General features: G+C 58.6%; 25 protein-coding genes. 17 read left to right on the forward strand and 8 right to left on the reverse strand.

All coding sequences use genetic code 11. The features are described 5' to 3' along the window. Nucleotide 1: 1 nt before the first annotated feature. Nucleotides 2-724, forward strand: coding sequence for a dihydromonapterin reductase (gene folM / locus R0140_RS14695; RefSeq protein ID WP_012541894.1), 723 nt, complete (start codon nt 2-4; stop codon nt 722-724). Here the strand turns inward: folM and R0140_RS14700 are convergent. Next, the gene (locus R0140_RS14700; protein ID WP_008805069.1) at nt 721-1056 is read right to left on the reverse strand and encodes a GlpM family protein; all 336 of its coding nucleotides are present in this window, start codon (nt 1054-1056) and stop codon (nt 721-723) included. The two genes, folM and R0140_RS14700, sit on opposite strands and share 4 nt — an antisense overlap. Nucleotides 1057-1184: 128 nt before the next feature. Between R0140_RS14700 and rstA the strand changes: the two genes are divergently transcribed. The 5 genes from rstA (at nt 1185) to tus (ending at nt 5690) form a co-directional block, all read left to right on the forward strand. Beyond that, on the forward strand, nt 1185-1907 hold the full coding sequence (rstA, locus tag R0140_RS14705; RefSeq protein WP_023322533.1) for a two-component system response regulator RstA: 723 nt from the start codon (nt 1185-1187) through the stop codon (nt 1905-1907). Nucleotides 1908-2159: 252 nt separating this feature from the next. Further along, nucleotides 2160-2522, forward strand: coding sequence for a hypothetical protein (locus R0140_RS14710; RefSeq protein WP_008805071.1), 363 nt, complete (start codon nt 2160-2162; stop codon nt 2520-2522). 244 nt (nt 2523-2766) lie between these two features. Next, entirely contained in the window at nt 2767-3141 is a 375-nt protein-coding gene (locus R0140_RS14715; RefSeq protein WP_012968337.1) for an SDR family NAD(P)-dependent oxidoreductase, read from the forward strand. Nucleotides 3142-3381: 240 nt separating this feature from the next. Continuing rightward, nucleotides 3382-4683: a two-component system sensor histidine kinase RstB gene (gene rstB / locus R0140_RS14720; RefSeq protein WP_008805073.1), complete on the forward strand. Its 1302-nt coding sequence runs from the start codon at nt 3382-3384 to the stop codon at nt 4681-4683. Nucleotides 4684-4757: 74 nt separating this feature from the next. Further along, on the forward strand, nt 4758-5690 hold the full coding sequence (tus, locus tag R0140_RS14725; protein ID WP_130999888.1) for a DNA replication terminus site-binding protein: 933 nt from the start codon (nt 4758-4760) through the stop codon (nt 5688-5690). Here tus and fumC read toward each other — a convergent pair. Then, nucleotides 5680-7080 carry a class II fumarate hydratase gene (gene fumC, locus R0140_RS14730; protein WP_012541897.1) on the reverse strand — a complete coding sequence of 467 codons (1401 nt, stop codon included), beginning with the start codon at nt 7078-7080 and terminating at the stop codon, nt 5680-5682. The genes tus and fumC overlap by 11 nt on opposite strands. 337 nt (nt 7081-7417) lie before the next feature. Further along, entirely contained in the window at nt 7418-9064 is a 1647-nt protein-coding gene (gene fumA / locus R0140_RS14735; RefSeq protein WP_232687822.1) for a class I fumarate hydratase FumA, read from the reverse strand. Nucleotides 9065-9265: 201 nt separating this feature from the next. On the opposite strand from fumA, the gene manA reads away from it, so the two are divergent. Together manA and R0140_RS14745 are read left to right on the forward strand one after the other, a co-directional pair. Continuing rightward, the gene (gene manA, locus R0140_RS14740; protein ID WP_008805077.1) at nt 9266-10444 is read left to right on the forward strand and encodes a mannose-6-phosphate isomerase; all 1179 of its coding nucleotides are present in this window, start codon (nt 9266-9268) and stop codon (nt 10442-10444) included. A gap of 87 nt (nt 10445-10531) precedes the next feature. Continuing rightward, nucleotides 10532-12091 carry a YdgA family protein gene (locus R0140_RS14745; RefSeq protein WP_012541899.1) on the forward strand — a complete coding sequence of 520 codons (1560 nt, stop codon included), beginning with the start codon at nt 10532-10534 and terminating at the stop codon, nt 12089-12091. Between the two features lie 39 nt (nt 12092-12130). Here the strand turns inward: R0140_RS14745 and R0140_RS14750 are convergent, their stop codons facing one another. Then, nucleotides 12131-13159, reverse strand: coding sequence for a Mal regulon transcriptional regulator MalI (locus R0140_RS14750; RefSeq protein ID WP_008805079.1), 1029 nt, complete (start codon nt 13157-13159; stop codon nt 12131-12133). 173 nt (nt 13160-13332) lie between these two features. Between R0140_RS14750 and malX the strand changes: the two genes are divergently transcribed. Then, nucleotides 13333-14925, forward strand: a complete 1593-nt coding sequence (gene malX, locus R0140_RS14755; protein WP_012541901.1) for a maltose/glucose-specific PTS transporter subunit IIBC — start codon at nt 13333-13335, stop codon at nt 14923-14925. Nucleotides 14926-14977: 52 nt separating this feature from the next. Further along, entirely contained in the window at nt 14978-16150 is a 1173-nt protein-coding gene (locus R0140_RS14760) for a MalY/PatB family protein (protein ID WP_032754241.1), read from the forward strand. A 13-nt stretch (nt 16151-16163) separates the two neighbouring features. On the opposite strand, the gene R0140_RS14765 is transcribed toward R0140_RS14760, so the two are convergent. After that, nucleotides 16164-17192 (reverse strand): CorA family divalent cation transporter, encoded by a 1029-nt coding sequence (locus R0140_RS14765; RefSeq protein ID WP_008805082.1) that lies wholly within the window; start codon nt 17190-17192, stop codon nt 16164-16166. A 298-nt stretch (nt 17193-17490) separates the two neighbouring features. Here R0140_RS14765 and ydfZ point away from each other — a divergent pair, with 298 nt between their 5' ends. Then, on the forward strand, nt 17491-17694 hold the full coding sequence (ydfZ, locus tag R0140_RS14770; protein ID WP_004151566.1) for a putative selenium delivery protein YdfZ: 204 nt from the start codon (nt 17491-17493) through the stop codon (nt 17692-17694). A 69-nt stretch (nt 17695-17763) separates the two neighbouring features. Here the strand turns inward: ydfZ and R0140_RS14775 are convergent, their stop codons facing one another. Next, nucleotides 17764-18243: a hypothetical protein gene (locus tag R0140_RS14775; RefSeq protein WP_162493319.1), complete on the reverse strand. Its 480-nt coding sequence runs from the start codon at nt 18241-18243 to the stop codon at nt 17764-17766. Between the two features lie 236 nt (nt 18244-18479). Here R0140_RS14775 and R0140_RS14780 point away from each other — a divergent pair, with 236 nt between their 5' ends. The 4 genes from R0140_RS14780 (at nt 18480) to R0140_RS14795 (ending at nt 21031) form a co-directional block, all read left to right on the forward strand. After that, nucleotides 18480-18833, forward strand: a complete 354-nt coding sequence (locus R0140_RS14780) for a DUF1304 domain-containing protein (RefSeq protein WP_022066007.1) — start codon at nt 18480-18482, stop codon at nt 18831-18833. A 103-nt stretch (nt 18834-18936) separates the two neighbouring features. Beyond that, nucleotides 18937-20148 (forward strand): selenium metabolism membrane protein YedE/FdhT, encoded by a 1212-nt coding sequence (gene yedE, locus R0140_RS14785; RefSeq protein WP_012541906.1) that lies wholly within the window; start codon nt 18937-18939, stop codon nt 20146-20148. Then, a complete protein-coding gene (yedF, locus tag R0140_RS14790; RefSeq protein ID WP_002903233.1) occupies nt 20145-20378 on the forward strand; it encodes a sulfurtransferase-like selenium metabolism protein YedF in 234 nt (77 codons plus the stop codon). Before yedE ends, yedF begins: the two co-directional genes overlap by 4 nt. 260 nt (nt 20379-20638) lie before the next feature. Then, nucleotides 20639-21031 carry a DUF1398 domain-containing protein gene (locus R0140_RS14795; protein ID WP_008805086.1) on the forward strand — a complete coding sequence of 131 codons (393 nt, stop codon included), beginning with the start codon at nt 20639-20641 and terminating at the stop codon, nt 21029-21031. 38 nt (nt 21032-21069) lie between these two features. Here the strand turns inward: R0140_RS14795 and R0140_RS14800 are convergent, their stop codons facing one another. Next, the gene (locus R0140_RS14800; protein WP_002903230.1) at nt 21070-21228 is read right to left on the reverse strand and encodes a YqaE/Pmp3 family membrane protein; all 159 of its coding nucleotides are present in this window, start codon (nt 21226-21228) and stop codon (nt 21070-21072) included. 282 nt (nt 21229-21510) lie between these two features. Here R0140_RS14800 and gap point away from each other — a divergent pair, with 282 nt between their 5' ends. Then, entirely contained in the window at nt 21511-22509 is a 999-nt protein-coding gene (gap, locus tag R0140_RS14805) for a type I glyceraldehyde-3-phosphate dehydrogenase (RefSeq protein ID WP_016160929.1), read from the forward strand. Between the two features lie 48 nt (nt 22510-22557). Here gap and aldA read toward each other — a convergent pair whose 3' ends face one another. Next, nucleotides 22558-23997, reverse strand: a complete 1440-nt coding sequence (gene aldA, locus R0140_RS14810; protein WP_317703826.1) for an aldehyde dehydrogenase — start codon at nt 23995-23997, stop codon at nt 22558-22560. Between aldA and R0140_RS14815 the strand changes: the two genes are divergently transcribed. Next, nucleotides 23996-24133, forward strand: a complete 138-nt coding sequence (locus tag R0140_RS14815; protein ID WP_012541908.1) for a hypothetical protein — start codon at nt 23996-23998, stop codon at nt 24131-24133. The genes aldA and R0140_RS14815 overlap by 2 nt on opposite strands. Nucleotides 24134-24162 lie beyond the last annotated feature (29 nt).

A 24162-nucleotide genomic window follows, 5' to 3' on the forward strand; every position in this document is an offset into this window, starting at 1 on the left:
CATGGCTGAACAACAGCCCCGCCCGGTTCTGATCACAGGAGGAGGCCGCCGCATCGGTCTCGCGCTGGCACACCATTTTCTGCTGCAACACCAGCCGGTCATCGTCAGCTATCGCACGCCCTATCCGGCGATCGATGGCCTGCGCGACGCGGGCGCCCTCTGTCTGCAGGCCGATTTCAGCAGCGATGACGGCATACTGACCTTCGCCGAAGCGGTCAAATCGCACACCAGCGGCCTGCGCGCCATCATCCACAACGCCAGCGACTGGATGGCGGAGAAGCCGGGGGTAGCGCTGAGCACAGTGATCAACCGCATGATGCAGATCCACGTCCATGCCCCCTATCTGCTCAACCACGCGCTGGAGGATCTGCTGCGCGGCCACGGCCATGCCGCCAGTGATATTATCCATATTACCGATTACGTCGTGGAGCGCGGCAGCGATAAACATATCGCCTACGCCGCCAGCAAAGCCGCGCTGGACAATATGACCCGCTCCTTCGCCCGCAAGCTGGCGCCGGAGATCAAGGTCAACGCCATCGCCCCGTCGCTGATTATGTTTAATGAGGGTGACGACGAAGCCTATCGTCAGCAGGCGCTGGATAAATCGCTGATGAAAATCGCCCCAGGCGAAAAAGAGATTAGCGACCTTATCGACTATCTGTTTACCAGCCGCTACGTCACCGGCCGGTCCTTCGCCGTCGACGGCGGCCGCCCGCTGCGCTAGTGGAAGTGGTTCCAGCCCAGGATTAACAGCCAGGCGCATAGCCCCCAGCATCCCACCGCGCCTGCCAGCGCCAACGGCAGGCGCATGATCCCGGTGAAGTACCACAGCGATACCAAATAGACAAAATAGGGAATAATCGACCACATGCCGAACACGATGGTGGCGCGCAGGGCTTCAATACCGCGCTCGCTGGCGACGATATAGTGGGCGATGAGCGCAAAGGTAGGAAACAGCGGGATCAGCCCGGCGAGAGCGTAATTTTTCGTTTTTGCCAGCACGCCAATCAGCACCACCACCAGCGCACCCAGCAGCCCTTTGATTAACAGCCCCATGTCCTTATGCCTTAACAATGAATCAACAAGTTAGCGCAGCATAGCGGAAATAGCGCTGTTTATAAAAGAGTAATGGCGGGTAAAATAGACGCAGTGTATGTTACTTCTTTTACTGATGTGCAATAGACATGAATAAAATCGTTTTTGTTGAGGATGACCCTGAGGTTGGGGCGCTGATCGCCGCCTATCTCGGCAAGCATGATATGGAGGTGGTGGTCGAGCCTCGCGGCGACCGCGCAGAGGACGTGATCGCGCGGGAGAAACCGGACCTCGTGCTGCTGGACATTATGCTGCCCGGCAAAGACGGGATGACGCTCTGCCGCGATCTGCGCGGGCAATGGCAAGGGCCCATTGTCCTGCTGACCTCACTCGACAGCGACATGAACCATATCCTCTCCCTGGAGATGGGCGCCAGCGATTATATCCTGAAAACCACGCCGCCAGCGGTGCTTCTCGCGCGACTGCGTCTGCATTTACGCCAGCATATCGCTCCGGCGGGCGCCGGCGCCGGTACCCCGGCAACACTCACGCCGCACAAAACCATCTCCTTTGGTTCGCTGACCATTGACCCGGTCAACCGCCAGGTGCTGCTTGGCGGAGAAAGCGTCGCATTGTCGACGGCCGATTTCGATCTGCTGTGGGAGCTGGCCACCCACGCCGGGCAAATTATGGACCGCGACGCGCTGCTGAAAAATTTACGCGGCGTCACCTACGACGGGATGGATCGCAGCGTTGACGTGGCTATCTCCCGCCTGCGCAAAAAACTGCTCGACAACGCCACGGAGCCCTATCGTATTAAGACCGTTCGCAACAAAGGCTACCTGTTCGCCCCACACGCCTGGGACAACTAAGCTTCTCCCGCGGCCCTGCGAGGGGCCCGTTTTATGGCGCACTCCCCGGCAGTAACCACCTCAACTTTTACTGCTTAGGGCAACTGCGCGGGTTTCCCTCTGCGCGCCCGCTGCCCGCTGCGAATTAGTCATATTGCGTAAATCAATAGATTTAGCCGTACAGTTCCCCATCACATAAGCCTTCAATATGATTGTGCTCAAGGACTTACTGTTATCAGAGTGGCATAAAGCCTGAAAACACAGGACTTTTGCATGATGAAATACGTTGTACTTTTGGCACTCTCACTCTTCACTTCACTCTCTGGTTGGGCTTTTTCCCTCGACAACGCCGATATTCGACTCCTCTGTCCGCAGCGCGGGCAAATCGAGGTGATCCTCCACCGCTATGAACATACCCAGCAATCCTGGGGACAGCATCACTTTGAAACGGGAGGCGGCCACGTTCGCCAGGGACCGCTGCTGGTGATCCCGTTTGCCAACCTCGATCAGATGATTTACCACCAGACCACCGGCGAATTTGCTTACTGGTATGCCAAAACGGAAAAGCTGGTGCGCTGTCGTCTGCTGAGTCTGACGACCCTCTATCCGGTGGATATTCCCTACTTTCGCGAGTAGCGATACCCCGCTCGACGCTCCAGGGTAGTGCAGGTCTGGTGGTTATAATTAATTTGTGACAACGTCACTAATTCAGATATTCCCGGCCGATATCATCCCGGATGACGCGACCTATACCGGGTATACCGGCGCCACAAAGATGGCAAGGTGCAACATCCCGAGCCCCCAAAGATGGTCGTTTTACAATAAATTTTCATTGTTCTAGTGTGAGTTAACTCAACGCTCACGCGGTACGGGAGAGACAATGGGACGGTTCTCAGGTAAGAAAATTGTGATTACAGGGGCGAGCAGCGGTATTGGTCTGGCGGGGGCAATGCGCATTATTGATGAAGGGGGCGAAGTGATGCTGACCGGGCGCCACCAGCAAAAACTGGCGTCGTTACGCACATTGCTGCCCGAGCGCGCCTGGTTTCTTCAGAACGATGGTGCGAAACCTGAGGCGGCGCATGCCCTCGCCGAGTCTGTAGAATCATTTGGCATGCTGGATGGCCTGTGGCTGAACGCCGGGCAGCTCGCCTTTTCTACGGTGGAAAATACCACCGAAACGCAGTTCGATACCATCATGGCCAACAACGTCCGTTCCCAGTATGTGGTGGATGGCGGACTGCTGCGCTTATAAGGGCTCCGTCATTATTTATGCGTACGGGATGTTGTCAGTGAGGGTGAACCCTGCTTTGATAGCGCATTAAACCGGGCGTGAAACGCAGAAGTGATTTTGCGGTATATTCTGCCGTGACAAACGCCCTGGACTGCGGTCTGGTTTCGTTCCTGCATCACTGCTTTAGCGGAAAGACACATACCGCACCGCGCCATGAAGGCAAAAGATAGGTAATTAACATTCTGATTTAAGTGAGATTTAATGAAAAAGCTGTTTGTGCAGTTCTATCTTTTGCTCTTCGTCTGCTTTCTGGTAATGACCATGCTGGTCGGTCTGGTCTATAAATTTACCGCTGAGCGCGCCGGACGGCAGTCGCTTGACGATCTGATGAAAAGCTCACTGTATCTGATGCGCAGCGAGCTGCGGGAAATTCCGCCGCGCGACTGGAGCAAGACGCTTAAAGAGCTGGACCTTAATCTGTCGTTCGACCTGCACATCGAGCCGATGAGCAAATTTAAGCTGTCGGAAAGCTCGATGCAGCACCTGCGCGCCGGCGATATTGTCGCGCTGGATGACCAGTACACCTTTATTCAGCGTATTCCCCGCAGCCATTATGTGCTGTCGGTGGGCCCGGTGCCTTATCTCTATTTTCTGCATGAAATGCGCCTGCTGGACGTGGCGCTGATGGCGTTTATTGCTATCTCGCTGGCCTTTCCGGTGTTTATCTGGATGCGTCCGCACTGGCAGGACATGTTGCGCATTGAAACCGCAGCCCAGCGCTTTGGCGAGGGCCACTTCAGCGAGCGCATTCATTTTGACAGCATGTCCAGCTTTGAACGGCTCGGCGTGGCCTTTAACCAGATGGCCGATAACATTAACGCCCTCATTGCCAGTAAGAAGCAGTTGATTGACGGTATCGCCCATGAGCTCAGGACGCCGCTGGTCCGCCTGCGCTACCGTCTGGAGATGAGCGAAAACCTCACCGAGGCGGAATCGCAAGCGCTGAACCGCGATATCGGCCAGCTGGAGGCGCTGATTGAAGAGCTCCTGACCTACGCCCGCCTCGACCGCCCGCAGACGGAACTCAGCCTGACGACGCCTGACTTTCCCGCCTGGATCAGCGATCACGTCGAGGATATCCAGATGGTCAACCCGCAGCGCGAGGTCGCTCTGGCGACGCTGACCCACGGCAACTACGGCGCGCTGGATATGCGGCTGATGGAGCGGGTACTGGATAATCTGGTGAATAACGCCCTGCGCTACAGCACCCAGCGGGTGGCGGTCAGCCTGACCCTGCAGGGTCCGCGCGCGTCGCTGCAGGTCGAGGATGACGGCCCGGGAATCGCTCCCGAAGAGCGCGAGCGGGTGTTTGAGCCCTTTGTCCGTCTTGACCCCAGCCGCGATCGGGCGACAGGAGGTTGTGGCCTCGGCCTGGCGATTGTGCACAGTATTGCCCAGGCGATGGGCGGTGACGTGCGCTGTGAGGCCAGCCCTCTCGGCGGCGCCCGCTTCTGCTTTAGCTGGCCGGTTTATCATCAGTTGCCCGATTTTACCTCTGCCTGAATAAAACTTGCGCAGCGGCCGCGCGCTGCGTATGCTGTAAAAATCAAATAGTATGTTGTAACTAAGGTGAATCGATGGCCCGCTACGACCTTGTTGAACGTCTGAATGATACCTTTCGTCAGATCGAGCTGGAGCTGCAGACGCTCCAGCAGGCGCTAAGCAGCTGCCGGCTGCTGGCGGCCCGGGTATTTGAACTGCCGGCGGTCAGTAAGGATGCCGAGCACGATCCGCTGGCGAACATTCCGGTGGTACAACACATCGGCAAGGCGGCGCTGGCCCTCGCCCTGCGCCACTACAGCCATCTGTTTATCCAGCAGCAGTCGGAAACCCGCAGCAGCAAAGCCGCCGTTCGTCTGCCGGGGGCTATCTGCCTGCAGGTCACCGCCGCGGAGCAGCAGGATCTGCTGGCGCGCATTCAGCATATTAACGCCCTGAAGGCCACCTTCGAGAAAATCGTCACCGTCGATTCTGGCCTGCCCCCCACTGCCCGTTTTGAATGGGTGCATCGCCACCTGCCGGGCTTGATCACCCTCAGCGCCTACCGCACGCTGACGCCCCTTATCGACCCCAGCACCATCCGCTTCGGCTGGGCCAATAAACACGTGATCAAGAACCTGACCCGCGACCAGGTATTGATGATGCTGGAGAAAAGCCTGCAATCACCGCGGGCGGTGCCGCCGTGGACCCGTGAGCAGTGGCAGAGCAAGCTTGAGAGGGAGTATCAGGACATCGCCGCCCTGCCGCAGCGGGCGCGGCTGAAAATCAAACGGCCGGTGAAAGTGCAGCCGATTGCCCGCGTCTGGTACGCCAGCGAGCAGAAACAGGTGCAGTACGCCTGCCCCAGCCCGCTGATCGCGCTGATATCCGGCAGCCAGGGGGTCAGCGTCCCGGATATCGGCGAATTGCTGAACTATGACGCCGACAATGTCCAGTACCGCTACAAACCGGAGGCGCAGTCGCTGAGATTACTTATCCCGCGCCTGCACCTCTGGCTGGCTAGCGAGTAGCCAGGCTGCCGACCATCTCTTCCGGGCGCACCCAGCTGTCGAATTCGGCTTCCGTCAGGTAGCCCAGCGCCAGCGCCGAGGCTTTGAGGGTCAGCCCCTCATGGTGGGCTTTTTTAGCGATTTCCGCCGCCTTGTCGTAGCCGATATGGGTATTCAGCGCAGTGACCAGCATCAGCGACTCATTGAGCAGCTGGCTGATCCGCTCGCGATTCGGTTCAATACCCACCGCACAGTGCTCGTTAAAACTTGCCATGCCGTCCGCCAGCAGACGCACCGACTGCAGGAAGTTGTGGATGACCATCGGGCGATAGACGTTAAGCTCAAAGTTGCCGGAGGCGCCACCGATATTCACCGCCACGTCGTTGCCCATCACCTGGCAGCAGACCATGGTCAGGGCTTCGCACTGGGTTGGGTTAACCTTGCCGGGCATAATCGATGACCCTGGCTCGTTTTCCGGGATGGCTATTTCGCCAATGCCGCAGCGGGGGCCGGAGGCCAGCCAGCGGACATCGTTAGCGATTTTCATCAGGGACGCCGCGAGGCCTTTCAGCGCGCCGTGGGCATGGACCAGGGCATCCACAGTGGCCAACGCTTCGAATTTGTTTGGTGCGGTGACAAATGGTTGTCCGCTGAGCGACGCCAGCTCGGCCGCCACCCGCACGGCATACTCCGGATGGGTATTCAGCCCGGTTCCTACCGCCGTCCCGCCCAGCGCCAGCTCGGCAAGATGCGGCTGACTGGCTTCGATGTGCTTCAGGCTATGGTCCAGCATCGCCACCCAGCCGGAGATCTCCTGGCCTAACGTGAGCGGCGTGGCGTCCTGCAGATGGGTGCGGCCGATCTTGACGATATCCCTGAAGGCTACCGCTTTTTCATTGAGCGTCGCCCGCAGCGCCTGCAGCGACGGGATCACTTTTTCCCGCAGGGCAATCAGCGCCGCGACGTGCATGGCGGTGGGGAACACGTCATTTGAGCTCTGGCTCTTATTCACATCGTCATTGGGATGAATTTTTCGCGCCATCCCCCGTTCACCGCCCAGCAGTTCACTGGCGCGGTTGGCCAGCACCTCGTTCATATTCATATTGCTTTGGGTGCCGGAGCCGGTCTGCCAGATAGCCAGCGGAAACTCCTGCGCGTGCTTTCCGGCGAGGACTTCGTCAGCGGCAGCGACGATCGCCCCGGCTTTCTCCGCCGTCAGCAACCCGAGATCCTGATTAACCTTCGCCGCCGCCCGCTTGGTCAGCGCCAGGGCGTAAATCAGCTCCCCGGGCATTTTTTCGCTTGATATGCGGAAATGCTCCAGCGAGCGCTGGGTCTGGGCGCCCCAGAGTTTATCGGCCGGGACGTCGATGGCGCCCATCGAGTCTTTTTCACTGCGATGCGTTGTCATTACTTTCTCCTTGGATTCAAAGTGCGTCATAGCGACAAAGCTCACCTGCTTAAAAGACTAAGTATTGGCCAGATTTATAAGTTGTTTTGGTGGTTCGTGCCGCGAAGCGACATAAAAAAGCCGCCCGAAGGGCGGCCCAGACCGCTGACAAAATGCAATCGTCGGGATTGCCCGGCGGCGCTGCGCTTGCGCGGGCCTACAGAGAATTGCCTAACTGTTTAATATTGCTGTTTTTCGCAGGCCGGGTAAGGCGAAAGCCGCCACCCGGCAGAAAGGCGATCACAATAACGAAAACCGGTTTGTCATCGGCCAGAGCCGCCCCGAAGGGCGGTCTGGGTTACTTCACGCAGCGGGCGCACTGCGACGTCTGGATCTGCTGGAAGAAGTCATTGCCTTTATCATCGACGAGGATAAACGCCGGGAAATCCTCCACTTCAATTTTCCAGATAGCCTCCATACCCAGCTCCGGATACGCCACGCACTCGAGGCTACGGATGCTCTGCTGGGCCAGTACCGCCGCCGGGCCGCCGATACTGCCGAGGTAGAAGCCGCCGTGTTTGTGGCACGCGTCGGTGACCTGCTGGCTGCGGTTGCCTTTCGCCAGCATGATCTTGCTCGCGCCGCGCGACTGCAGCAGATCAACATAAGAATCCATGCGCCCTGCGGTGGTCGGTCCCAGAGAGCCGGAGGCATAACCGTCCGGCGTCTTGGCCGGACCGGCATAGTAGATCGGGTGATCTTTGACGTACTGCGGCAGTGCTTCACCGCTGTCGATAAGCTCCTTCAGCTTGGCGTGGGCGATATCGCGGGCCACGATAATAGTGCCGCTCAGCGACAAACGGGTGGACACCGGGTACTGCGACAGCAGCGCCAGGATCTCGCTCATCGGCTGGTTAAGATTCACCTTCACCGCTTCGCCTTCCCCGGCCTGGCGCAGATGCTCAGGGATATATTTCCCCGGATTGCTCTCCAGCTTCTCGATCCAGATGCCGTCGCGGTTGATTTTGGCTTTGATGTTGCGGTCGGCGGAACAGGAGACGCCCATCCCTACCGGGCAGGAAGCGCCGTGACGCGGCAGACGGACCACCCGGATATCGTGGGCGAAGTATTTCCCGCCGAACTGCGCGCCGAGGCCAAGGTTCTGCGCTTCCAGCAGCAGCTCCTGCTCCAGCTGAATGTCGCGGAACGCCTGGCCATGCTCGTTACCTTCGGTCGGCAGGCCATCGTAGTATTTGGTGGAGGCCAGCTTCACGGTTTTCAGCGTCGCTTCCGCCGAAGTCCCGCCGATCACAAAGGCGATATGGTACGGCGGACAAGCGGCGGTCCCGAGGGTGCGCATCTTCTCAACCAGATAGTTTTTCAGCTTCGCCGGGGTGATCAGCGCTTTGGTTTCCTGGTACAGATAGGTTTTGTTCGCCGAACCGCCGCCCTTGGCGATGCAGAGGAATTTGTACTCATCGCCATCGGTAGCATAAAGATCGATCTGCGCCGGCAGGTTGGTACCGGTGTTAACCTCTTTATACATATCCAGCGGCGCGTTCTGCGAGTAGCGCAGGTTGTCCTGGATATAGGTGTTGTACACACCCTGCGCCAGAGCGGCTTCATCACCGCCGCCGGTCCACACGCGCTGGCCTTTTTTACCCATGATGATCGCGGTGCCGGTGTCCTGGCAGGTGGGCAGAATGCCTTTGGCGGCGATATCCGAGTTGCGCAGGAACTGCAGGGCGACGTATTTGTCGTTTTCGCTGGCTTCCGGGTCGTTAAGGATATCCGCCACCTGCTGCTGATGCGCCGGGCGAAGCATAAAGGAGGCGTCGTGGAAAGCATGCTGCGCCAGAAGGGTTAGCGCCTGAGGGTCGACTTTTAGCACTTCCTGGCCGGCAAATTCGGCGACGGAGACGTAATCACTGCTGAGGAGATAATACTCGGTGTCATCCTTTTTGAGGGGAAAAGGATCCTGGTAAACAAACGGTTTATTCGACATTGTACTCTCACTTACTGCTTTGGCTGATTATGTTTCAGGCAGGGACTCCATGTGCCTGTAGAAAAGCGAGTCGATCAATCTTACACAATTTTTTAACAAAAACTGAGACAGGGACGACTTTTTCTTTCAGCAGTTGCTTCTCCACGGTTTACTGGTTTAATAGAGCAATAATTTTTACTTTGATTGATACAGGGAATGAGAATGCAAAAGCTGATCAACGCCGTACAGAACTACGCATGGGGAAGCCACACCGCTTTAACTGAACTGTATGGCATTGCCAACCCGGACAACCTGCCGATGGCGGAGCTGTGGATGGGGGCGCATCCGAAGAGCAGCTCGCAGATCCTGGCGGCCGACGGCCAGCCGCGTTCGCTGCGCGAGGTGATTGACGCGGATAAAACCGCCCTGCTCGGCGACAAGGTTGCCGCCCGCTTTGGTGAGCTGCCGTTCCTGTTTAAAGTGCTGTGCGCCGCTCAGCCGCTCTCTATTCAGGTCCATCCCAACAAGCAGGCCTCGGAAGAAGGTTTCGCCCGCGAGAACGCCGCCGGCATCCCGCTCTCCGCCGCCGAGCGTAACTATAAAGATCCAAACCACAAGCCGGAGCTGGTTTTTGCCCTGACGCCGTTCCTGGCGATGAATGCGTTTCGCGAGTTCAGCGAGATTGTCACCCTGCTGCAGCCGGTGGCTAGCGCGCATCCGGCGATTGGCGCCTTCCTGCAGCAGCCGGACGCGACTCACCTGAGCCAGCTGTTTGCCAGCCTGCTCAATATGCAGGGTGAGGAAAAAGCCAAGGCGCTGCAGGTGCTGCGCGACGTACTGGCCCGTGAACAGGGCGAACCGTGGCAGACTATCCGTCTGATCGCGGAATTCTATCCGGACGACAGCGGCCTCTTCTCGCCGCTGCTGCTGAACGTGGTGAAACTGAACCCTGGCGAAGCCATGTTCCTGTTCGCCGAAACGCCGCATGCCTATCTGCAGGGGGTGGCGCTGGAGGTGATGGCCAACTCGGATAACGTACTGCGTGCCGGTCTGACGCCGAAATACATTGATATTCCTGAGCTGGTCGCTAACGTCAAGTTCGAAGCCAAACCGGCGGGTGAGCTGTTGACCCAGCCGCAGCAGCACGGCGCAGAGCTGGACTTCCCGATCCCGGTGGAAGATTTTGCCTTCTCGCTGCACGACCTCTCCGCCGAGGCCAGCGATCTGGCTCAGGCGAGCGCGGCGATTATTTTCTGCGTCGACGGCGAAGCCGTACTGCACAAAGGTGACCAGAGCCTGACGCTCAAGCCGGGCGAGTCGGCTTTCGTGGCCGCCAACGAATCACCGGTGCAGGTCAGCGGACGCGGCCGCGTGGCGCGCGTGTTCAATAAGCTCCAGTAAGTGACTGACCTTTCAGGTCGCGCTTACTGAATGATGACAACTCAGCCAGGCGGTCTCTCCGCCTGGCTTCATTTATGGACAAATGCTATGAAAAAATCGCTGGTCGCAGCAGGCATCATCGTGGCGCTGGGCGTGGTATGGACAGGCGGCGCCTGGTACACCGGCAAACAGCTGGAAGGCCGGATCGCCGATATGGTGCAGCAGGCTAACGCGCAGCTACGCAGCAGCGCGCCGGAATCAGGTCTGGAGCTGAGCTATCAGAATTACCAGCGCGGGCTGTTCAGCAGCCATCTGCAGCTGGTGGTTAAGCCGATCGCCGGTCAGGCCAACAGCTGGCTGGCCACCGGACAGAGCGTGGTACTTGACGAGGTGGTCGATCATGGACCCTTCCCGCTGGCCTCATTAAAAACCTTTAATCTGGCGCCGGCGATGGCCTCGGTCCACACCACGCTGGTGAAAAATGATGCCAGCCAGGCGCTGTTCGAGATCGCCAAAGGCAACACTCCCTTTACCGTCGATACACGCATCGCCTACAGCGGCGACAGCCAGTCGGCGATCGTGCTCAATGCCCTCGACTATGCCAAAGGTGATGAGAAAGTCACCTTCAGCGGCGGTCAGTTCCAGCTCGACGCCGACCGCGACGGCAAAAACATCAGCCTGAAGGGCCAGGCCGGCAGCGGGCAGATCGATGCGCTCAACGAATATAATCAGAAGGTACAGCTGCGCTTCGTCAACCTGACCACCGACGGCGCCACCGAACTGGCCAGCTTCAACGAACGTATCGGCCAGCAAAAAATGACCCTCGATAAACTGGCCATCAGCGTCGAAGGCAAAGAGCTGGCGCTGGTTGACGGGATGGCGCTGGACGGCGGCTCGACGCTGACCCAGGACGGCAAAGGCGTGAACAGCCAGGTGAACTACACCGTCAACAGCCTCAAGCTGCAGGGACAGGATATGGGCAGCGGCAAACTGACGCTGAAAGTGGATAATGTCGACGGTCAGGCGTGGCACCAGTTTAGTCAGCAGTACAGTGCACAGTCTCAGGCGCTGCTGGCAAAACCGGAACTGGCGCAAAACCCGGAACTGTACCAGCAGGCGTTAACCGAAACCCTGTTCAATGCGCTGCCGATCCTGCTTAAAGGCAACCCATCGGTGACCATCTCTCCGCTGAGCTGGCGCAATGCCAAAGGGGAAAGTACCCTGAATCTGTCGGTTCTGCTGAAGGATCCGGCCCAGGTGACCACCCCACCGCAGACCCTGGCGGACAGTCTGGATCGCGTGGTGCAGTCCCTTGACGGCAAGGTGGTGATCCCGGTGGATATGGCGACGGAGTTGATGACCAAAATCGCCGGTCTGGAAGGTTACCAGCCAGCCGATGCGGCCAAACTCGCCGATCAGCAGGTCAAAGGCCTGGCGGCGATGGGCCAGATGTTCCGCATCACCACCATGGAAGATAACGCCATCAGCAGCAGCCTGCAGTACGCTAACGGCCAGGTGACGCTGAACGGACAGAAAATGCCGCTGGAGGATTTTGCCGCGATGTTTGGTCTGGAAGCGCCTGCTCAACCGGACGCGGCGCCGCAGGAAGGCCAGCCGCAACAGGATGACGCCGCTCCTCAGCAGGACGACGCCGCCCCGCAGCCGTAACTTATCGTCTCAGGAGACGGCCATCGCGCGCCGTCTCCCTCATTTCCGTGTCACCAGCCGCGGCGGCATAATCTGGTTTCGCGCCTCGCCGGTGCCTTCCTCCAGCCGTCGCAGCATCGACTCTGCCAGGGTTTTCCCCATCTCGCGCGCCGGGGTCGTTACCCAGGTGAGCGGCAGGTCATCCAGCGCCGCCTCCGGCACGTCGGCGAAGGCCGCCAGCGCCACCCGCTGTTCGAAATAGCTCTCGACGCCATCCTCTCCGCTCTGCCTTCCGGCCCGCAGTAAACCAAACCACGCGCCGGTGGCCACCACGTTGTTGTAGCACAGCACCGCGGTGATGGTCGGGTTCTGGCGCAATAGCCCCGCCATCGCCTCCGCCGCCTGCTTCTGGCTCGACTCGCACTCCAGCACCCATTCGCTGTGAAACGGCAGACCGTATTTCAGCAAGGTGGCGCAATAGCCGCCGACCCGCTCGGCGCGCGTCAGCGAGGAGCTCTGCCCGCCAAGCCAGGCGATCCGCTGATGGCCGCGGCGGATAAGATGCTCGGTCACCAGCTGCGCCGCCTGCATGTTGTCCGGGCGGATCAGATCGACATCGTCAAGGTAGCTGGCGCGGGAAGCAAACACCAGCGGCACGCCGGCCTGCGCGGCCCGCTCGCGCAGTTCGCTCCCGCGATCGATCGACCCGGCGATGATCACCCCGTCGACCCCCTGCGCCGCGAGGGTATCAAACCGCTGATCTATCTTCTCGCCGCTGCGCCCGCCCTGGGTGAGGAACACCATTTTCCCCTGCCTTTCCAGGGCGTCGGTGAGGCCGGCGGTTAATTCGGCGTAAAACGGCTTCGACAGATCGCTAACGATAAGGCCAATCACCCCGCTCTGCCCGCCACGCAGCGAGGCGGCCTGGCGGTTGCGCACGAATCCCAGCTGTTCGATGGCCTGATTAACTCGCTCGCCGGTGGCGCTGGAGATGCGCCCTTTACCGCTCAGCACCAGCGAGACGGTGCTCACGGAGACCCCGGCGGCCTGCGCCACATCATTGATGGTGATCTTTTTTGCGATAGCCATAACGTGCTGGCTGACTCCCTTGCCTGTCGATAAAACGTTTTATCATTGTGCAATCTTTATAAACCTTATTATCGCTTGATTATGTGATTTTTATCGCACTAAAAACTGGTAAAACGTTTTATCTTGCCGTGGCGTTAGTTCTTCCCGACCACTTGAGAATCAGGAACCGTGTTATGACGGCGAAAACAGCACCAAAAATCACTTTATGGGAGTTTTTCCAGCAGCTCGGAAAAACCTTTATGCTGCCCGTAGCGTTGCTCTCGTTTTGTGGGATCATGCTGGGGATCGGCAGCTCGTTAAGCAGTCACGATGTTTTGACGCTGCTGCCGTGGCTGGATATGCCGCTGCTGCAGGCCATCTTTATCTGGATGAGCAAAGTCGGCTCCTTTGCTTTCAGCTTCCTGCCGGTCATGTTCTGTATCGCCATCCCACTGGGGCTGGCGCGGGAGAACAAAGGCGTCGCCGCCTTCGCCGGCTTTGTCGGCTACGCGGTCATGAACCTGGCGGTCAACTTCTGGCTGACGGCGAAAGGCATTCTGCCCACCACCGACGCCGCGATCCTGAAGGCCAACAATATCCAGAACATCATCGGTATTCCGTCGATCGATACCGGGATCCTCGGCGCGGTTATCGCCGGGATTATCGTCTGGCTGCTGCATGAACGCTTCCATAACATTCGCCTGCCGGACGCCCTGGCCTTCTTCGGCGGCACCCGCTTCGTGCCGATCATCACCACCGTGGTGCTGGGTCTGGTCGGGCTGGCTATCCCGCTGGTGTGGCCAGTCTTCGCCATGGGGATCAACGCCCTCGGGAAGATGATCAACAGCGCCGGGGATTTTGGCCCGATGATCTTCGGCACCGGCGAGCGACTGCTGCTGCCGTTTGGCCTGCACCACATTCTGGTGGCGCTGATCCGCTTCACTGAAGCCGGCGGTACCCTCGACGTCTGTGGCCACAGCGTCAGCGGTGCGCTGACCATCTTCCAGGCGCAGCTAAGCTGCCCAACCACCCACGGCTTCTCCGAAAGCGCCACCCGCTTCCTGTCGCAGGGTAAAATGCCGGCCTTCCTCGGTGGCCTGCCGGGAGCCGCGCTGGCGATGTACCACTGCGCCCGTCCGGAAAACCGGCATAAAATTAAAGGCCTGCTGATCTCCGGGGTTATCGCCTGCGTGGTCGGCGGCACCACCGAGCCGCTGGAGTTCCTGTTCCTGTTCGTCGCGCCGGTGCTGTATGTTATCCACGCGCTGCTGACCGGTCTCGGCTTTACCATCATGGCGGTGCTCGGGGTGACCATCGGCAACACCGACGGCAATATCATCGACTTCGTGGTGTTTGGCATCCTGCATGGCCTGGCGACCAAGTGGTATCTGGTGCCGGTGGTAGCGGCTATCTGGTTCGCGGTCTACTATGCCATCTTCCGCTTCGCCATTACCCGCTTCAATCTGAAAACGCCGGGCCGCGATATCGACACCGCCGCCAGCGTGGAGAAAGCCGTCGCCGGTACCATCGGCAAATCCGGCTATAACGTGCCGGCGATTCTGGCGGCGCTCGGCGGCGCCGAGAACATTGTTTCGCTGGATAACTGCATTACTCGTCTGCGTCTGTCGGTACACGATATGAGCAAAGTGGACGCCGCCGCGCTGAAAGCCCATCGCGCCATCGGGGTGGTTCAGCTCAATCAGCATAACCTGCAGGTGGTTATTGGCCCGCAGGTGCAGTCAGTAAAAGATGAAATGGCCGTATTGATGAATACCGTGCAGGCCTGACCCCACTGGTCCCCCTTCCGCGCGGAGGGGGACATTCGCTAAGGAAGTTCCGATGTTTGATTTTGCCACCCCCATCGACCGCCACGGTACCTGGTGCACACAGTGGGACTATGTCGCCGACCGGTTTGGCGCCGCCGACCTGCTGCCGTTCACCATCTCCGATATGGATTTCGCCACCGCGCCCTGCATTCTCGACGCCGTCAGCCAGCGGCTGGCCCACGGGGTGTTCGGCTACAGTCGCTGGCAGAACGAGGCGTTTCTCGGGGCGATTGCCCACTGGTACGCCAGCCGGTTTAACAGCGTCATCGATCCGCAAACGGTGGTCTACGGGCCGTCGGTTATCTACATGGTGGCGGAAACCATCCGCCAGTGGTCGAGCGAAGGCGACGGCGTCGTCGTCCATACCCCTGCCTACGATGCATTCTATAAGACCATCACCGCTAACCGCCGGGAGATTGCCCCGGTGCCATTGACCCTGACGGATAATCAGTGGCACTGCGATATGGCCCGCCTGGAATCCGCGCTGGCGGAACCGAAGAATACCCTGCTGCTGCTGTGCAGCCCGCACAACCCAACGGGGAAAGTCTGGCGTCGCGAGGAGCTCCAAACCATGGCGGCCCTGTGTCAAAAACATGGCGTCAGGGTGATTAGCGACGAAATTCATATGGACATGACCTGGGGCGAACACCGCCATATCCCGTGGAGCGAGGTCGCTCAGGGGCCATGGGCGCTGTTCACCTCCGGTTCGAAGAGCTTTAATATTCCGGCCTTTACCGGGGCCTATGGCTTTATCCCTGAGGCGAACGCGCGCGACAACTACCTGCAGGCGCTGAAGGCCCGCGACGGGCTCTCTTCTCCCTCCGTGCCGGCGCTGGTCGCCCATATCGCCGCCTACCGCGACGGGGCTCCCTGGCTCGACGCCTTGCGTGACTATCTGCAGGCGAATATGCGCTATGTCGCCGACACGCTTAATAATGCCTTCCCCGCGCTCTGTTGGCAGCCGCCGGAGGCCACCTACCTGGCGTGGATCGACCTGCGCCCCCTGAACATCGACGATCACGCGCTACAGCAGGCGCTGATCGCCGAACAGAAGGTGGCGATTATGCCGGGTTATACCTATGGTCCTGAGGGCAACGGCTTTCTGCGCCTCAACGTCGGCTGCCCGCGCGAGAAGCTGGAACGCGGTGTCGAAGGACTGATTGCCGCCCTGCGCAGCCTCAACTGATTCGACGCGCAATCTACAGGTCATCGCGCCGGCGGAATGCCAGGTAGCCGGCGCCGAGGGTAAAGATGGCGACTATCACCACCAGCAGAATAAACCCGTGGTGGTTACTCGCCAGCGGGATCCCGCCGACGTTCATGCCGAAGAAACCGGCGACGATGTTAATCGGCAGCGCGAGAACGGTGATCACCGTCAGGGTGTAGAGGGTGCGGTTGCTCTGCTCCAGCTGGCGGGCGCCAATCTCCTCCTGCAGCAGACTGATGCGCTCGATCAGGCCGGACAGGTCATTGAGCACCACGCTAAACTCTTCGGTGAACTGACGAAACGCCTGCACCACTGCACGATCCATCCACGCCGGCGGCCGGTTAAGCAGCCGGAACATCGCCGCCGGCTCCGGCGCCAGCAGCCGCTGAAAACGCAAAAGCATCCGCCGCAGCCGTGCCAGATCGGCCCGGTTGCGCTGCACGTGATTGCTCAGGAGACGCTCTTCAATAAGGTCGACATGGCGGCTGGCCTGGCGGACGACCTGCTCCAGCACCTCCTCCTGCTCCTCCAGCAGAAAAGCCAGCAGCTCGGTAGAGGTATTCACCCTGAGCGTCTGCAGACGCGGCAGCATCCATTCGATAAACCGCAACGGTTTGAAGCGCGCCGTCACCACCAGCTTAGGGCTACAGTAGAGCCACAGCGTGGCGGTTTCCGCACTGGTATCCTGCGGACGAAACAGCACATCGTTGAGCACAGCGAACAGATTCTCCCCCTGTCGCTCAATGCGGGTGGTGTGCGAGCCGCTGCGGATCTCCTCGAAGAAAAAGTCCGCCACCGGAAAGTGGCTGGTTAACCATTTTTCGGCGGTGGCATGATTGAGATTCAGGTGTAACCAGATAAACGCCTTGTCATCGGCGAGCGCCTGATAACGGGCGCACACCTCGCCAGAGGCGATGGGCTGCGGGGGGCGCTGTTCATGAAACAGATAACCATGCACCAGACCGGAAACTTCACTATCAAAATCGGGCTTTAACATCTTCGCGGTGACGTCTTGACTCATGGCTCCCTCAGGACACGCACTGGCACTGTTGATACCCGAATAGCGCCATCTTTCGCTATTTTCCGCGGGCTGGCAAGGTTAATAATCTGGTCATAAAACAGTAACCTGAATGACATATTGCCGTCAGTGTCGCGCGCCACGCAGGCGATGCGATCGGCGCGAATAGAGGGGACTTCTGGCCCTTTTGCTCCGGGGTTATTAAAATAAATTTGATTATCCTCAAAACTTTTTTAGGCAAAAAAGCGTATTACTTTAGCCGCTTAATCATTGCTTACCCTGGTTTATTGAGGAGGAGACCATGAAAACCTATGACCGTAATCGTAACGCTATTGCTACCGGCAGCATGGTAATGATCGCCGGTAACGGCACAACAGGCGTGATTAAAGCTATCCATGGTGAAGGGAAAACCGCCGAGCAGCTTCGCCGGGCGGACTGCGTTGAAATCGACGGCTGCGAGGGCCGCTTTTGCCCGTTAGATCTGATCCGTCTCGGCTTCCATTAATTCCTGCCGCCAGGTCATCAGTAGCAGGCCACCTGAGGCGGCCTGCTCTTTTCCCGGATAATAAAGCGGCTAGCGAAAGCTCCACTGAATACTCATCACAAAGATCGCCGGCACAATAATGCCGCCTTCCACACCGAAATAATCGGTGAAGTTATATTGCAGACCATGATAGAGGTAGGGCGAAAAACCGACGCCGGTGATTTTTTTGGCGGTGCGGTAGGTGCCGGAATCCCCACAGTGGCTGAAGGCGTCAAAGAAAAATTCCCCGGTATAGGCATACACCCCTTTCAGCACCCAGCCGGTATCGTTTTTCAGCCAGTCGCGGCGCACGCCGAGGGTCAAACAGCGATCGTCAAAGCTGTTTTTCATCGTTCCGACCAGCACGCTGTATTTTGAATCCTGAGAAAACTTGCGCTCCACCGAGAAAAAATTGTTATTGAAATGCTCGTTATATTGTCCGTGGTTACCGGTCATATGATAAACATAGGAGCCGGTATTCATCGAATAGAGGTTTAATTCCCCGGCCTGCGCCGACGGCATGGCAACCACCAGTAGCCCTGATAACAAAATCCATAATTTATTTAACATTCAGTAACCTACACCACACCCGTAAAAAAGAACCCGGCATACTAGCACCGCTAAACTAAACCGAAGGGCAATCAGATAACCGACGCTGGTCGCGGCAGAAAACATGACCCTATCTGCACTATAGCAGCGGCGCTCCCGCTTCGTTAGCGCTTGCAGCTATACTGCAGACACATTCATCTTATTGATTAAGGACTGCTGTGTTAGCCACTCTCCTCGTTGCGCTGGTCGCTATTATTCATCTCGCCATCCTGGTGCTGGAGATGTTTCTCTGGGAAGCCCCCGCCGGGCGCCGGGCCTTTAACCTCAGCGCCGATTTCGCCCGGGAGACCCGGGTGCTGGCGGCCAACCAGGGGTTGTATAACGGTTTTCTGGCCGCCGGCCTGGCGTGGGGGCTGTGGCTGGGGGCGCCGGGGGTGCAGGTGGTTATCTTTTTCCTGGCCTGCGTGCTGGTCGCCGGGATTTTCGGCGCGCTAACCGCCAGCCGCAAAATTCTCTATATTCAGGCGCTGCCCGCACTGCTGGCGCTGCTTGCCGTGGTGGCGCAAGCGTAGGGCCTTGATCCAAAACAGAGAAAGCAGGCGCTGAGGCGGGTACTATTTGCCCCCTTCGGTCGGTCATCGACCTTTAATACCTTCTGAGTTCAGAGGCATTTTTATGACATGGCAATCCTTCAAACAGGCCTGGCTTATCCGGTTCTGGTCCCCTGTCCCGGCGGTCATCGCGGCGGGCATCCTCTCTACCTACTATTTTGGCATCACCGGCACCTTCTGGGCGGTGACCGGCGAATTCACCCGCTGGGGTGGTCAGCTGCTGCAACTGCTGGGCGTCCACAGCGAACAGTGGGGCTATTACCAGCTGATTCATCTCGAAGGGACGCCGCTGACCCGCATCGATGGCAGGATGATCATCGGCATGTTCGGCGGCTGCCTGGCCGCCGCGCTGTGGGCCAATAACGTCAAACTGCGCTTTCCACGCAGCCGGATCCGCATTGTGCAGGCCGTGGCAGGCGGCATCATCGCCGGGTTCGGCGCACGTCTGGCGATGGGCTGCAATCTGGCGGCTTTTTTCACCGGTATTCCGCAGTTCTCCCTGCACGCCTGGCTGTTTGCCATCGCCACCGCCATCGGCTCCTGGTTTGGCGCCCGCTTCACGCTGCTGCCCCTTTTTCGCATTCCGGTAAAAATGCAAAAGGTGTCCGCCGCCTCGCCGTTAACCCAAAAACCGCAGCAGGCGCGCCGCCGTTTCCGGCTGGGGATGGTGATCTTTTTCGCCATGATCGGCTGGGGCCTGCTCACCGCCGCAGACCACCCGGCGCTCGGCCTGGCGATGCTGTTCGGCATCGGCTTCGGTCTGCTTATCGAGCGCGCGCAGATCTGCTTTACGTCCGCCTTTCGCGATATGTGGATCACCGGCCGGACGGTGATGGCGAAGGCGATTATCTTCGGCATGGCGGCGAGCGCCATCGGTATCTTTAGCTATGTGCAATTGGGGATGGCGCCGAAAATTATGTGGGCCGGTCCCAATGCGGCGATTGGCGGGCTGCTGTTTGGCTTTGGCATCGTGCTGGCCGGCGGCTGTGAAACCGGCTGGATGTACCGGGCGGTGGAGGGCCAGGTTCACTACTGGTGGGTTGGGCTGGGCAATGTCATTGGCTCAACGCTGCTCGCCTGGTGCTGGGACGATATCGCCGCTCCGCTCGCCACCCACTGGCAGAAAATCAACCTGCTGAACGCCTTCGGCCCCTTCGGCGGGCTGCTGGCGACCTATCTGCTGCTGCTGATCGCCCTGCTGCTGGTGATCGCCTGGGAAAGACATTTTTTCCGCCGCCAGTCGACGGCGGTCCGGACCGTGAAGGAGAGCGCATGAAAAACATCATCCCTGATTATCGCCTGGATATGGTCGGCGAACCCTGTCCCTATCCGGCCGTGGCCACTCTGGAGGCGATGCCCTCCCTGCAAAAAGGCGAGATCCTGGAAGTAGTCAGCGACTGTCCGCAGTCGATCAATAACATTCCACTCGATGCCAGGAACCATGGCTATACGGTGCTGGATATTCAGCAGGATGGCCCAACCATTCGCTATCTGATCCAGAAATAGCCGCGGCTCATGGCCCCGCCGGCGACGATCATCGCCGGCGCTAATTTCGCCTCTTCCCGTCTTACCACACCTTCTGCCTGCCTCGAGGATCCCCTGCGAACCTTTGCAATAGCTTGTAACACTTGAAACGATGTTCCAGTTACATAATAACCATTAATATAACGCGCCTATATTATTAAAATACGAATAAGTAAACGTGTGAATGGTTTATGCCGACAGACGCCGAAACCATGCGCAGCAACAACACAACAAGGATTGAAATGGAACTGCTGGCAAGGCTGGGTCACTTTTTCGAACAGGTTCGCGCGGATGCCGATTTTACCACCTTCGCCAGTGAACTCCGCCGGCATCAGGTCTCCTACTACATCTATTTTGTCTCCACCGGAAATATGAATTTCGTGATGGCAAACGACGAGGTGATCTCGATAAAAAGCGCCCGCGGCCTGCTACGCGTGCGCAGCGCCCCCAGCCATCGACTGACCTCGGCCGCGGTCATCCGCCATTTTGCCGGCGCCATCAACTTTGAACAGTACTGCAAGGATCTCGCCAGCGCCGGCGTGTTTAAGTGGATTGTTGATCTGGAAGAGGAGACCCGGCACTACTGGTCGAAGGATAATACGCTGCTGTATAAAGAGAGCCTGATGCCCCCCTGAGCGGGTCCCAGGGGGAGGCGTGGTTATCTGCTCGCCCCTCAGTCGCGGGTCTGCACCCAGAAAGCGTGGATCAGGCCAGGAATATAGCCCAGCAGGGTCAGAATAATGTTGAGAATAAACGCCCAGCCGAAGCCTTTCCCCAGCAGTACGCCCAGCGGCGGCAGAATAATAGTGAAAACGATTCTCCAGAATCCCATAACCTCTCCCTTCGTCTAACGTCAATATTTTACTAAGCTATTCAATAGTTAAGCATAGACGCTTTTCACCGCTTCGCCAGCAGGCGGCCCCCTCATCTCCGGTAACAAAAATTATTCCCTGCCGTCAGCGCTAAAAAAGGCCGGGAAAACATCCACTTTTTTCCTCCCCGGCCCGGAAACGCTGGTATACCGCACAGATTGTCAGTTGACCAATCAGGGGGACAGGACTAAGCCTGGAGGAGTTTTATCACATCGAGTCGTTTTACCAACCGGAGAATGTCCATGAGTAAACTTGGGATTAATGGATTTGGTCGTATCGGACGTTTGGTGTTACGCCGTTTATTAGAAGTCGACAGCAGCCTGGAAGTGGTGGCTATCAACGACCTCACCTCGCCAAAGGTGCTGGCCTATCTGTTGAAGCATGATTCAAACTACGGCCCCTTTCCGTGGAGCGTCGACTTTACGGAAGATGCGCTGATCGTCAACGGCAAAACCATTACGGTGTATGCCGAAAAAGAGGCGCAGCATATTCCGTGGCAGGCGGCAGGCGCAGAGGTGATTGTGGAGTGTACCGGGTTTTACACCTCGGCCGAGAAATCGCAAGCCCATCTCCAGGCCGGCGCGCGCAAAGTGCTGATTTCCGCCCCCGCTGGCGAGATGAAAACCATCGTCTACAACGTCAACGATGACACCCTGACCCCGGATGACACCATCATCTCCGTGGCCTCCTGCACCACCAACTGCCTGGCGCCGATGGCCAAAGTCCTCCAGGATGCCTTCGGCATCACCGTGGGCACCATGACCACCATCCATGCTTATACCGGCACCCAGTCGCTGGTGGACGGGCCGCGCGGCAAAGATCTGCGCGCATCCAGAGCGGCGGCAGAAAACGTCATCCCGCACACCACAGGTGCGGCAAAGGCCATCGGCCTGGTGATCCCCGCCCTGAGCGGTAAACTGAAGGGCCATGCCCAGCGTGTGCCGACAAAAACGGGTTCGGTGACAGAGCTGGTGTCGGTGCTGGAGAAAAAAGTGACTGCGGATGAGGTCAATCAGGCGATGAAGCAGGCGGCTGAGGGCAATGAATCCTTCGGCTACACCGAAGAAGAGATTGTCTCTTCCGACATTATCGGCAGCCATTTCGGCTCGATCTACGATGCCACCCAGCTGGAGATTGTGGAGGCCGGCGGCGTACAGCTGGTGAAAACCGTCGCCTGGTATGATAACGAATACGGCTTCGTCACCCAGTTGATCCGCGTGCTGGAGAAATTCGCCCGCTAAGCGAACGGCGGGCCGCCTGAGCTGCCCGCCGGCTCGGAGTTAAGTACCTCAGGCCTGCAGATAGACCACCTGGGTCTGCAGGTACTCATTCAGCCCGTGGCGGCCATCAGCGCCGCCGATCCCCGATTTGCGCCAGCCGGCGTGGAAACCCTGCATCGCCTCAAAGTTTTCCCGGTTGATATAGGTTTCGCCGAACTTCAGTCCCTTAATCGCCTTCATCGCCACGTTCAGATCGCGGGTATAGATCGAGGAGGTCAGGCCATAGTCGCTGTCATTGGCCATCGCCAGCGCCTCATCAAGGGTCGAAAACGCCACCACCGGCAGCACCGGCCCGAAGGTTTCCTCGTGGATAATGTCCATCTCCTGACGCACATCCAGCAGCAGGGTCGGCGGATAAAAATAGCCTTTGCCCTCCAGCGGCTGGCCGCCCAGCGCCACCCGCGCCCCCTGCGCCACCGCCTTCGCCACTTTACCCGCCACCTGGTCCCGCGCCGCCGCGTTGATCAGCGGCCCCATCGCGATGTCATCCCGCGTCGCCGGGTCGCCAAACTGCACGGCCTTCATCGACTCGCCGAGGCGGTTGACGAAGCGGTCGTAAATGCCCTTCTGAACATAGACCCGCTCGACGCAGTTACACACCTGCCCGGTGTTAATCACCCGCGAGTCCACCACCGCTTTCACCGCCAGCTCCAGATCCGCATCATCCATCACAATGGCTGGCGCTTTGCCGCCGAGTTCGAGGCACACTTTGGTGATATTTTTCGCCGCAGCGGCCATGATTTTCTCTCCTGCCGCCACGCTACCGGTCATGCTGACCATCGCCACCTTTGAATTGCCGGCCAGCTCCTGACCAACGGTTTCTCCGCGGCCGAGCACCAGGTTAAAGACCCCTTTCGGCAACCCAACCTGATGGACGATCTCGGCAAAGGCGATGGCATTATTGGGCGTAAATTCGCTGGGCTTAATGACGATGGTATTCCCGGTGATCAGGGCCGGCGCCAGCTTGCGGGCGATAAGAAAGAACGGGAAGTTCCACGGCAGGATCCCGGTGGTCACCCCCAGCGCGCGTTTAAAGACGAGGATATTCTCCCCAGGGCGATCGCTCTGCACGATCTCGCCTTCGTAACGGCGCGCCCATTCGGCCATATAGTCGAGATAGTCCGCGGTGAATGCGACTTCCACCGCCGCCAACTGCTGGATCTTGCCGCCTTCAGCCACGATCAGCCCGGCAATCTCTTCAGCACGCTGGCGGATACCAGCGGCAATTTTGCGTAACCAACCCGCACGCTCAATGGCCGGCAGCGCTTCCCAGGCGGGCTGGGCGCGCTCAGCCGCGTCAATCGCCAGCCGCGCCTCTTCGGCAGTCCCGTCCGGGATCCGCGACAGCAGCGCTTCGGTCGCCGGGTTAAGCACGTCGATCCAGCCGTCGCCGCGACCGGAAACGAACTGGCCATCAATATACATTTGGTGTTGAACGGGTGCTGTCATGGCTGCTCCTGTAGTGCGTTTGTATTTAACAAGTGATTTTTTTGTTAAATATCGGGCGGATAAGCCGTGGCTTCGCAGCACGTTGGCGCCGTTCTGTGAGCTGATTCATAAAACCGGGCCAAAAATGCCCGGTTGAGGTTACATTCCAATAACACAAATTGCCCG

The organism is Klebsiella sp. w6 (assembly GCF_033100215.1).
GTDB lineage: Bacteria > Pseudomonadota > Gammaproteobacteria > Enterobacterales > Enterobacteriaceae > Klebsiella > Klebsiella variicola.

What these genes read in the sequence shown, in the direction of transcription:
- folM (WP_012541894.1), top strand. Translation starts at nt 2, where the DNA reads ATGGCTGAACAACAGCCCCGCCCGGTTCTGATCACAGGAGGAGGCCGC.
- R0140_RS14700 (WP_008805069.1), bottom strand. Translation starts at nt 1,056, where the DNA reads ATGGGGCTGTTAATCAAAGGGCTGCTGGGTGCGCTGGTGGTGGTGCTG.
- rstA (WP_023322533.1), top strand. Translation starts at nt 1,185, where the DNA reads ATGAATAAAATCGTTTTTGTTGAGGATGACCCTGAGGTTGGGGCGCTG.
- R0140_RS14710 (WP_008805071.1), top strand. Translation starts at nt 2,160, where the DNA reads ATGATGAAATACGTTGTACTTTTGGCACTCTCACTCTTCACTTCACTC.
- R0140_RS14715 (WP_012968337.1), top strand. Translation starts at nt 2,767, where the DNA reads ATGGGACGGTTCTCAGGTAAGAAAATTGTGATTACAGGGGCGAGCAGC.
- rstB (WP_008805073.1), top strand. Translation starts at nt 3,382, where the DNA reads ATGAAAAAGCTGTTTGTGCAGTTCTATCTTTTGCTCTTCGTCTGCTTT.
- tus (WP_130999888.1), top strand. Translation starts at nt 4,758, where the DNA reads ATGGCCCGCTACGACCTTGTTGAACGTCTGAATGATACCTTTCGTCAG.
- fumC (WP_012541897.1), bottom strand. Translation starts at nt 7,080, where the DNA reads ATGACAACGCATCGCAGTGAAAAAGACTCGATGGGCGCCATCGACGTC.
- fumA (WP_232687822.1), bottom strand. Translation starts at nt 9,064, where the DNA reads ATGTCGAATAAACCGTTTGTTTACCAGGATCCTTTTCCCCTCAAAAAG.
- manA (WP_008805077.1), top strand. Translation starts at nt 9,266, where the DNA reads ATGCAAAAGCTGATCAACGCCGTACAGAACTACGCATGGGGAAGCCAC.
- R0140_RS14745 (WP_012541899.1), top strand. Translation starts at nt 10,532, where the DNA reads ATGAAAAAATCGCTGGTCGCAGCAGGCATCATCGTGGCGCTGGGCGTG.
- R0140_RS14750 (WP_008805079.1), bottom strand. Translation starts at nt 13,159, where the DNA reads ATGGCTATCGCAAAAAAGATCACCATCAATGATGTGGCGCAGGCCGCC.
- malX (WP_012541901.1), top strand. Translation starts at nt 13,333, where the DNA reads ATGACGGCGAAAACAGCACCAAAAATCACTTTATGGGAGTTTTTCCAG.
- R0140_RS14760 (WP_032754241.1), top strand. Translation starts at nt 14,978, where the DNA reads ATGTTTGATTTTGCCACCCCCATCGACCGCCACGGTACCTGGTGCACA.
- R0140_RS14765 (WP_008805082.1), bottom strand. Translation starts at nt 17,192, where the DNA reads ATGAGTCAAGACGTCACCGCGAAGATGTTAAAGCCCGATTTTGATAGT.
- ydfZ (WP_004151566.1), top strand. Translation starts at nt 17,491, where the DNA reads ATGAAAACCTATGACCGTAATCGTAACGCTATTGCTACCGGCAGCATG.
- yedE (WP_012541906.1), top strand. Translation starts at nt 18,937, where the DNA reads ATGACATGGCAATCCTTCAAACAGGCCTGGCTTATCCGGTTCTGGTCC.
- yedF (WP_002903233.1), top strand. Translation starts at nt 20,145, where the DNA reads ATGAAAAACATCATCCCTGATTATCGCCTGGATATGGTCGGCGAACCC.
- R0140_RS14795 (WP_008805086.1), top strand. Translation starts at nt 20,639, where the DNA reads ATGGAACTGCTGGCAAGGCTGGGTCACTTTTTCGAACAGGTTCGCGCG.
- R0140_RS14800 (WP_002903230.1), bottom strand. Translation starts at nt 21,228, where the DNA reads ATGGGATTCTGGAGAATCGTTTTCACTATTATTCTGCCGCCGCTGGGC.
- gap (WP_016160929.1), top strand. Translation starts at nt 21,511, where the DNA reads ATGAGTAAACTTGGGATTAATGGATTTGGTCGTATCGGACGTTTGGTG.
- R0140_RS14815 (WP_012541908.1), top strand. Translation starts at nt 23,996, where the DNA reads ATGGCTGCTCCTGTAGTGCGTTTGTATTTAACAAGTGATTTTTTTGTT.
- aldA (WP_317703826.1), bottom strand. Translation starts at nt 23,997, where the DNA reads ATGACAGCACCCGTTCAACACCAAATGTATATTGATGGCCAGTTCGTT.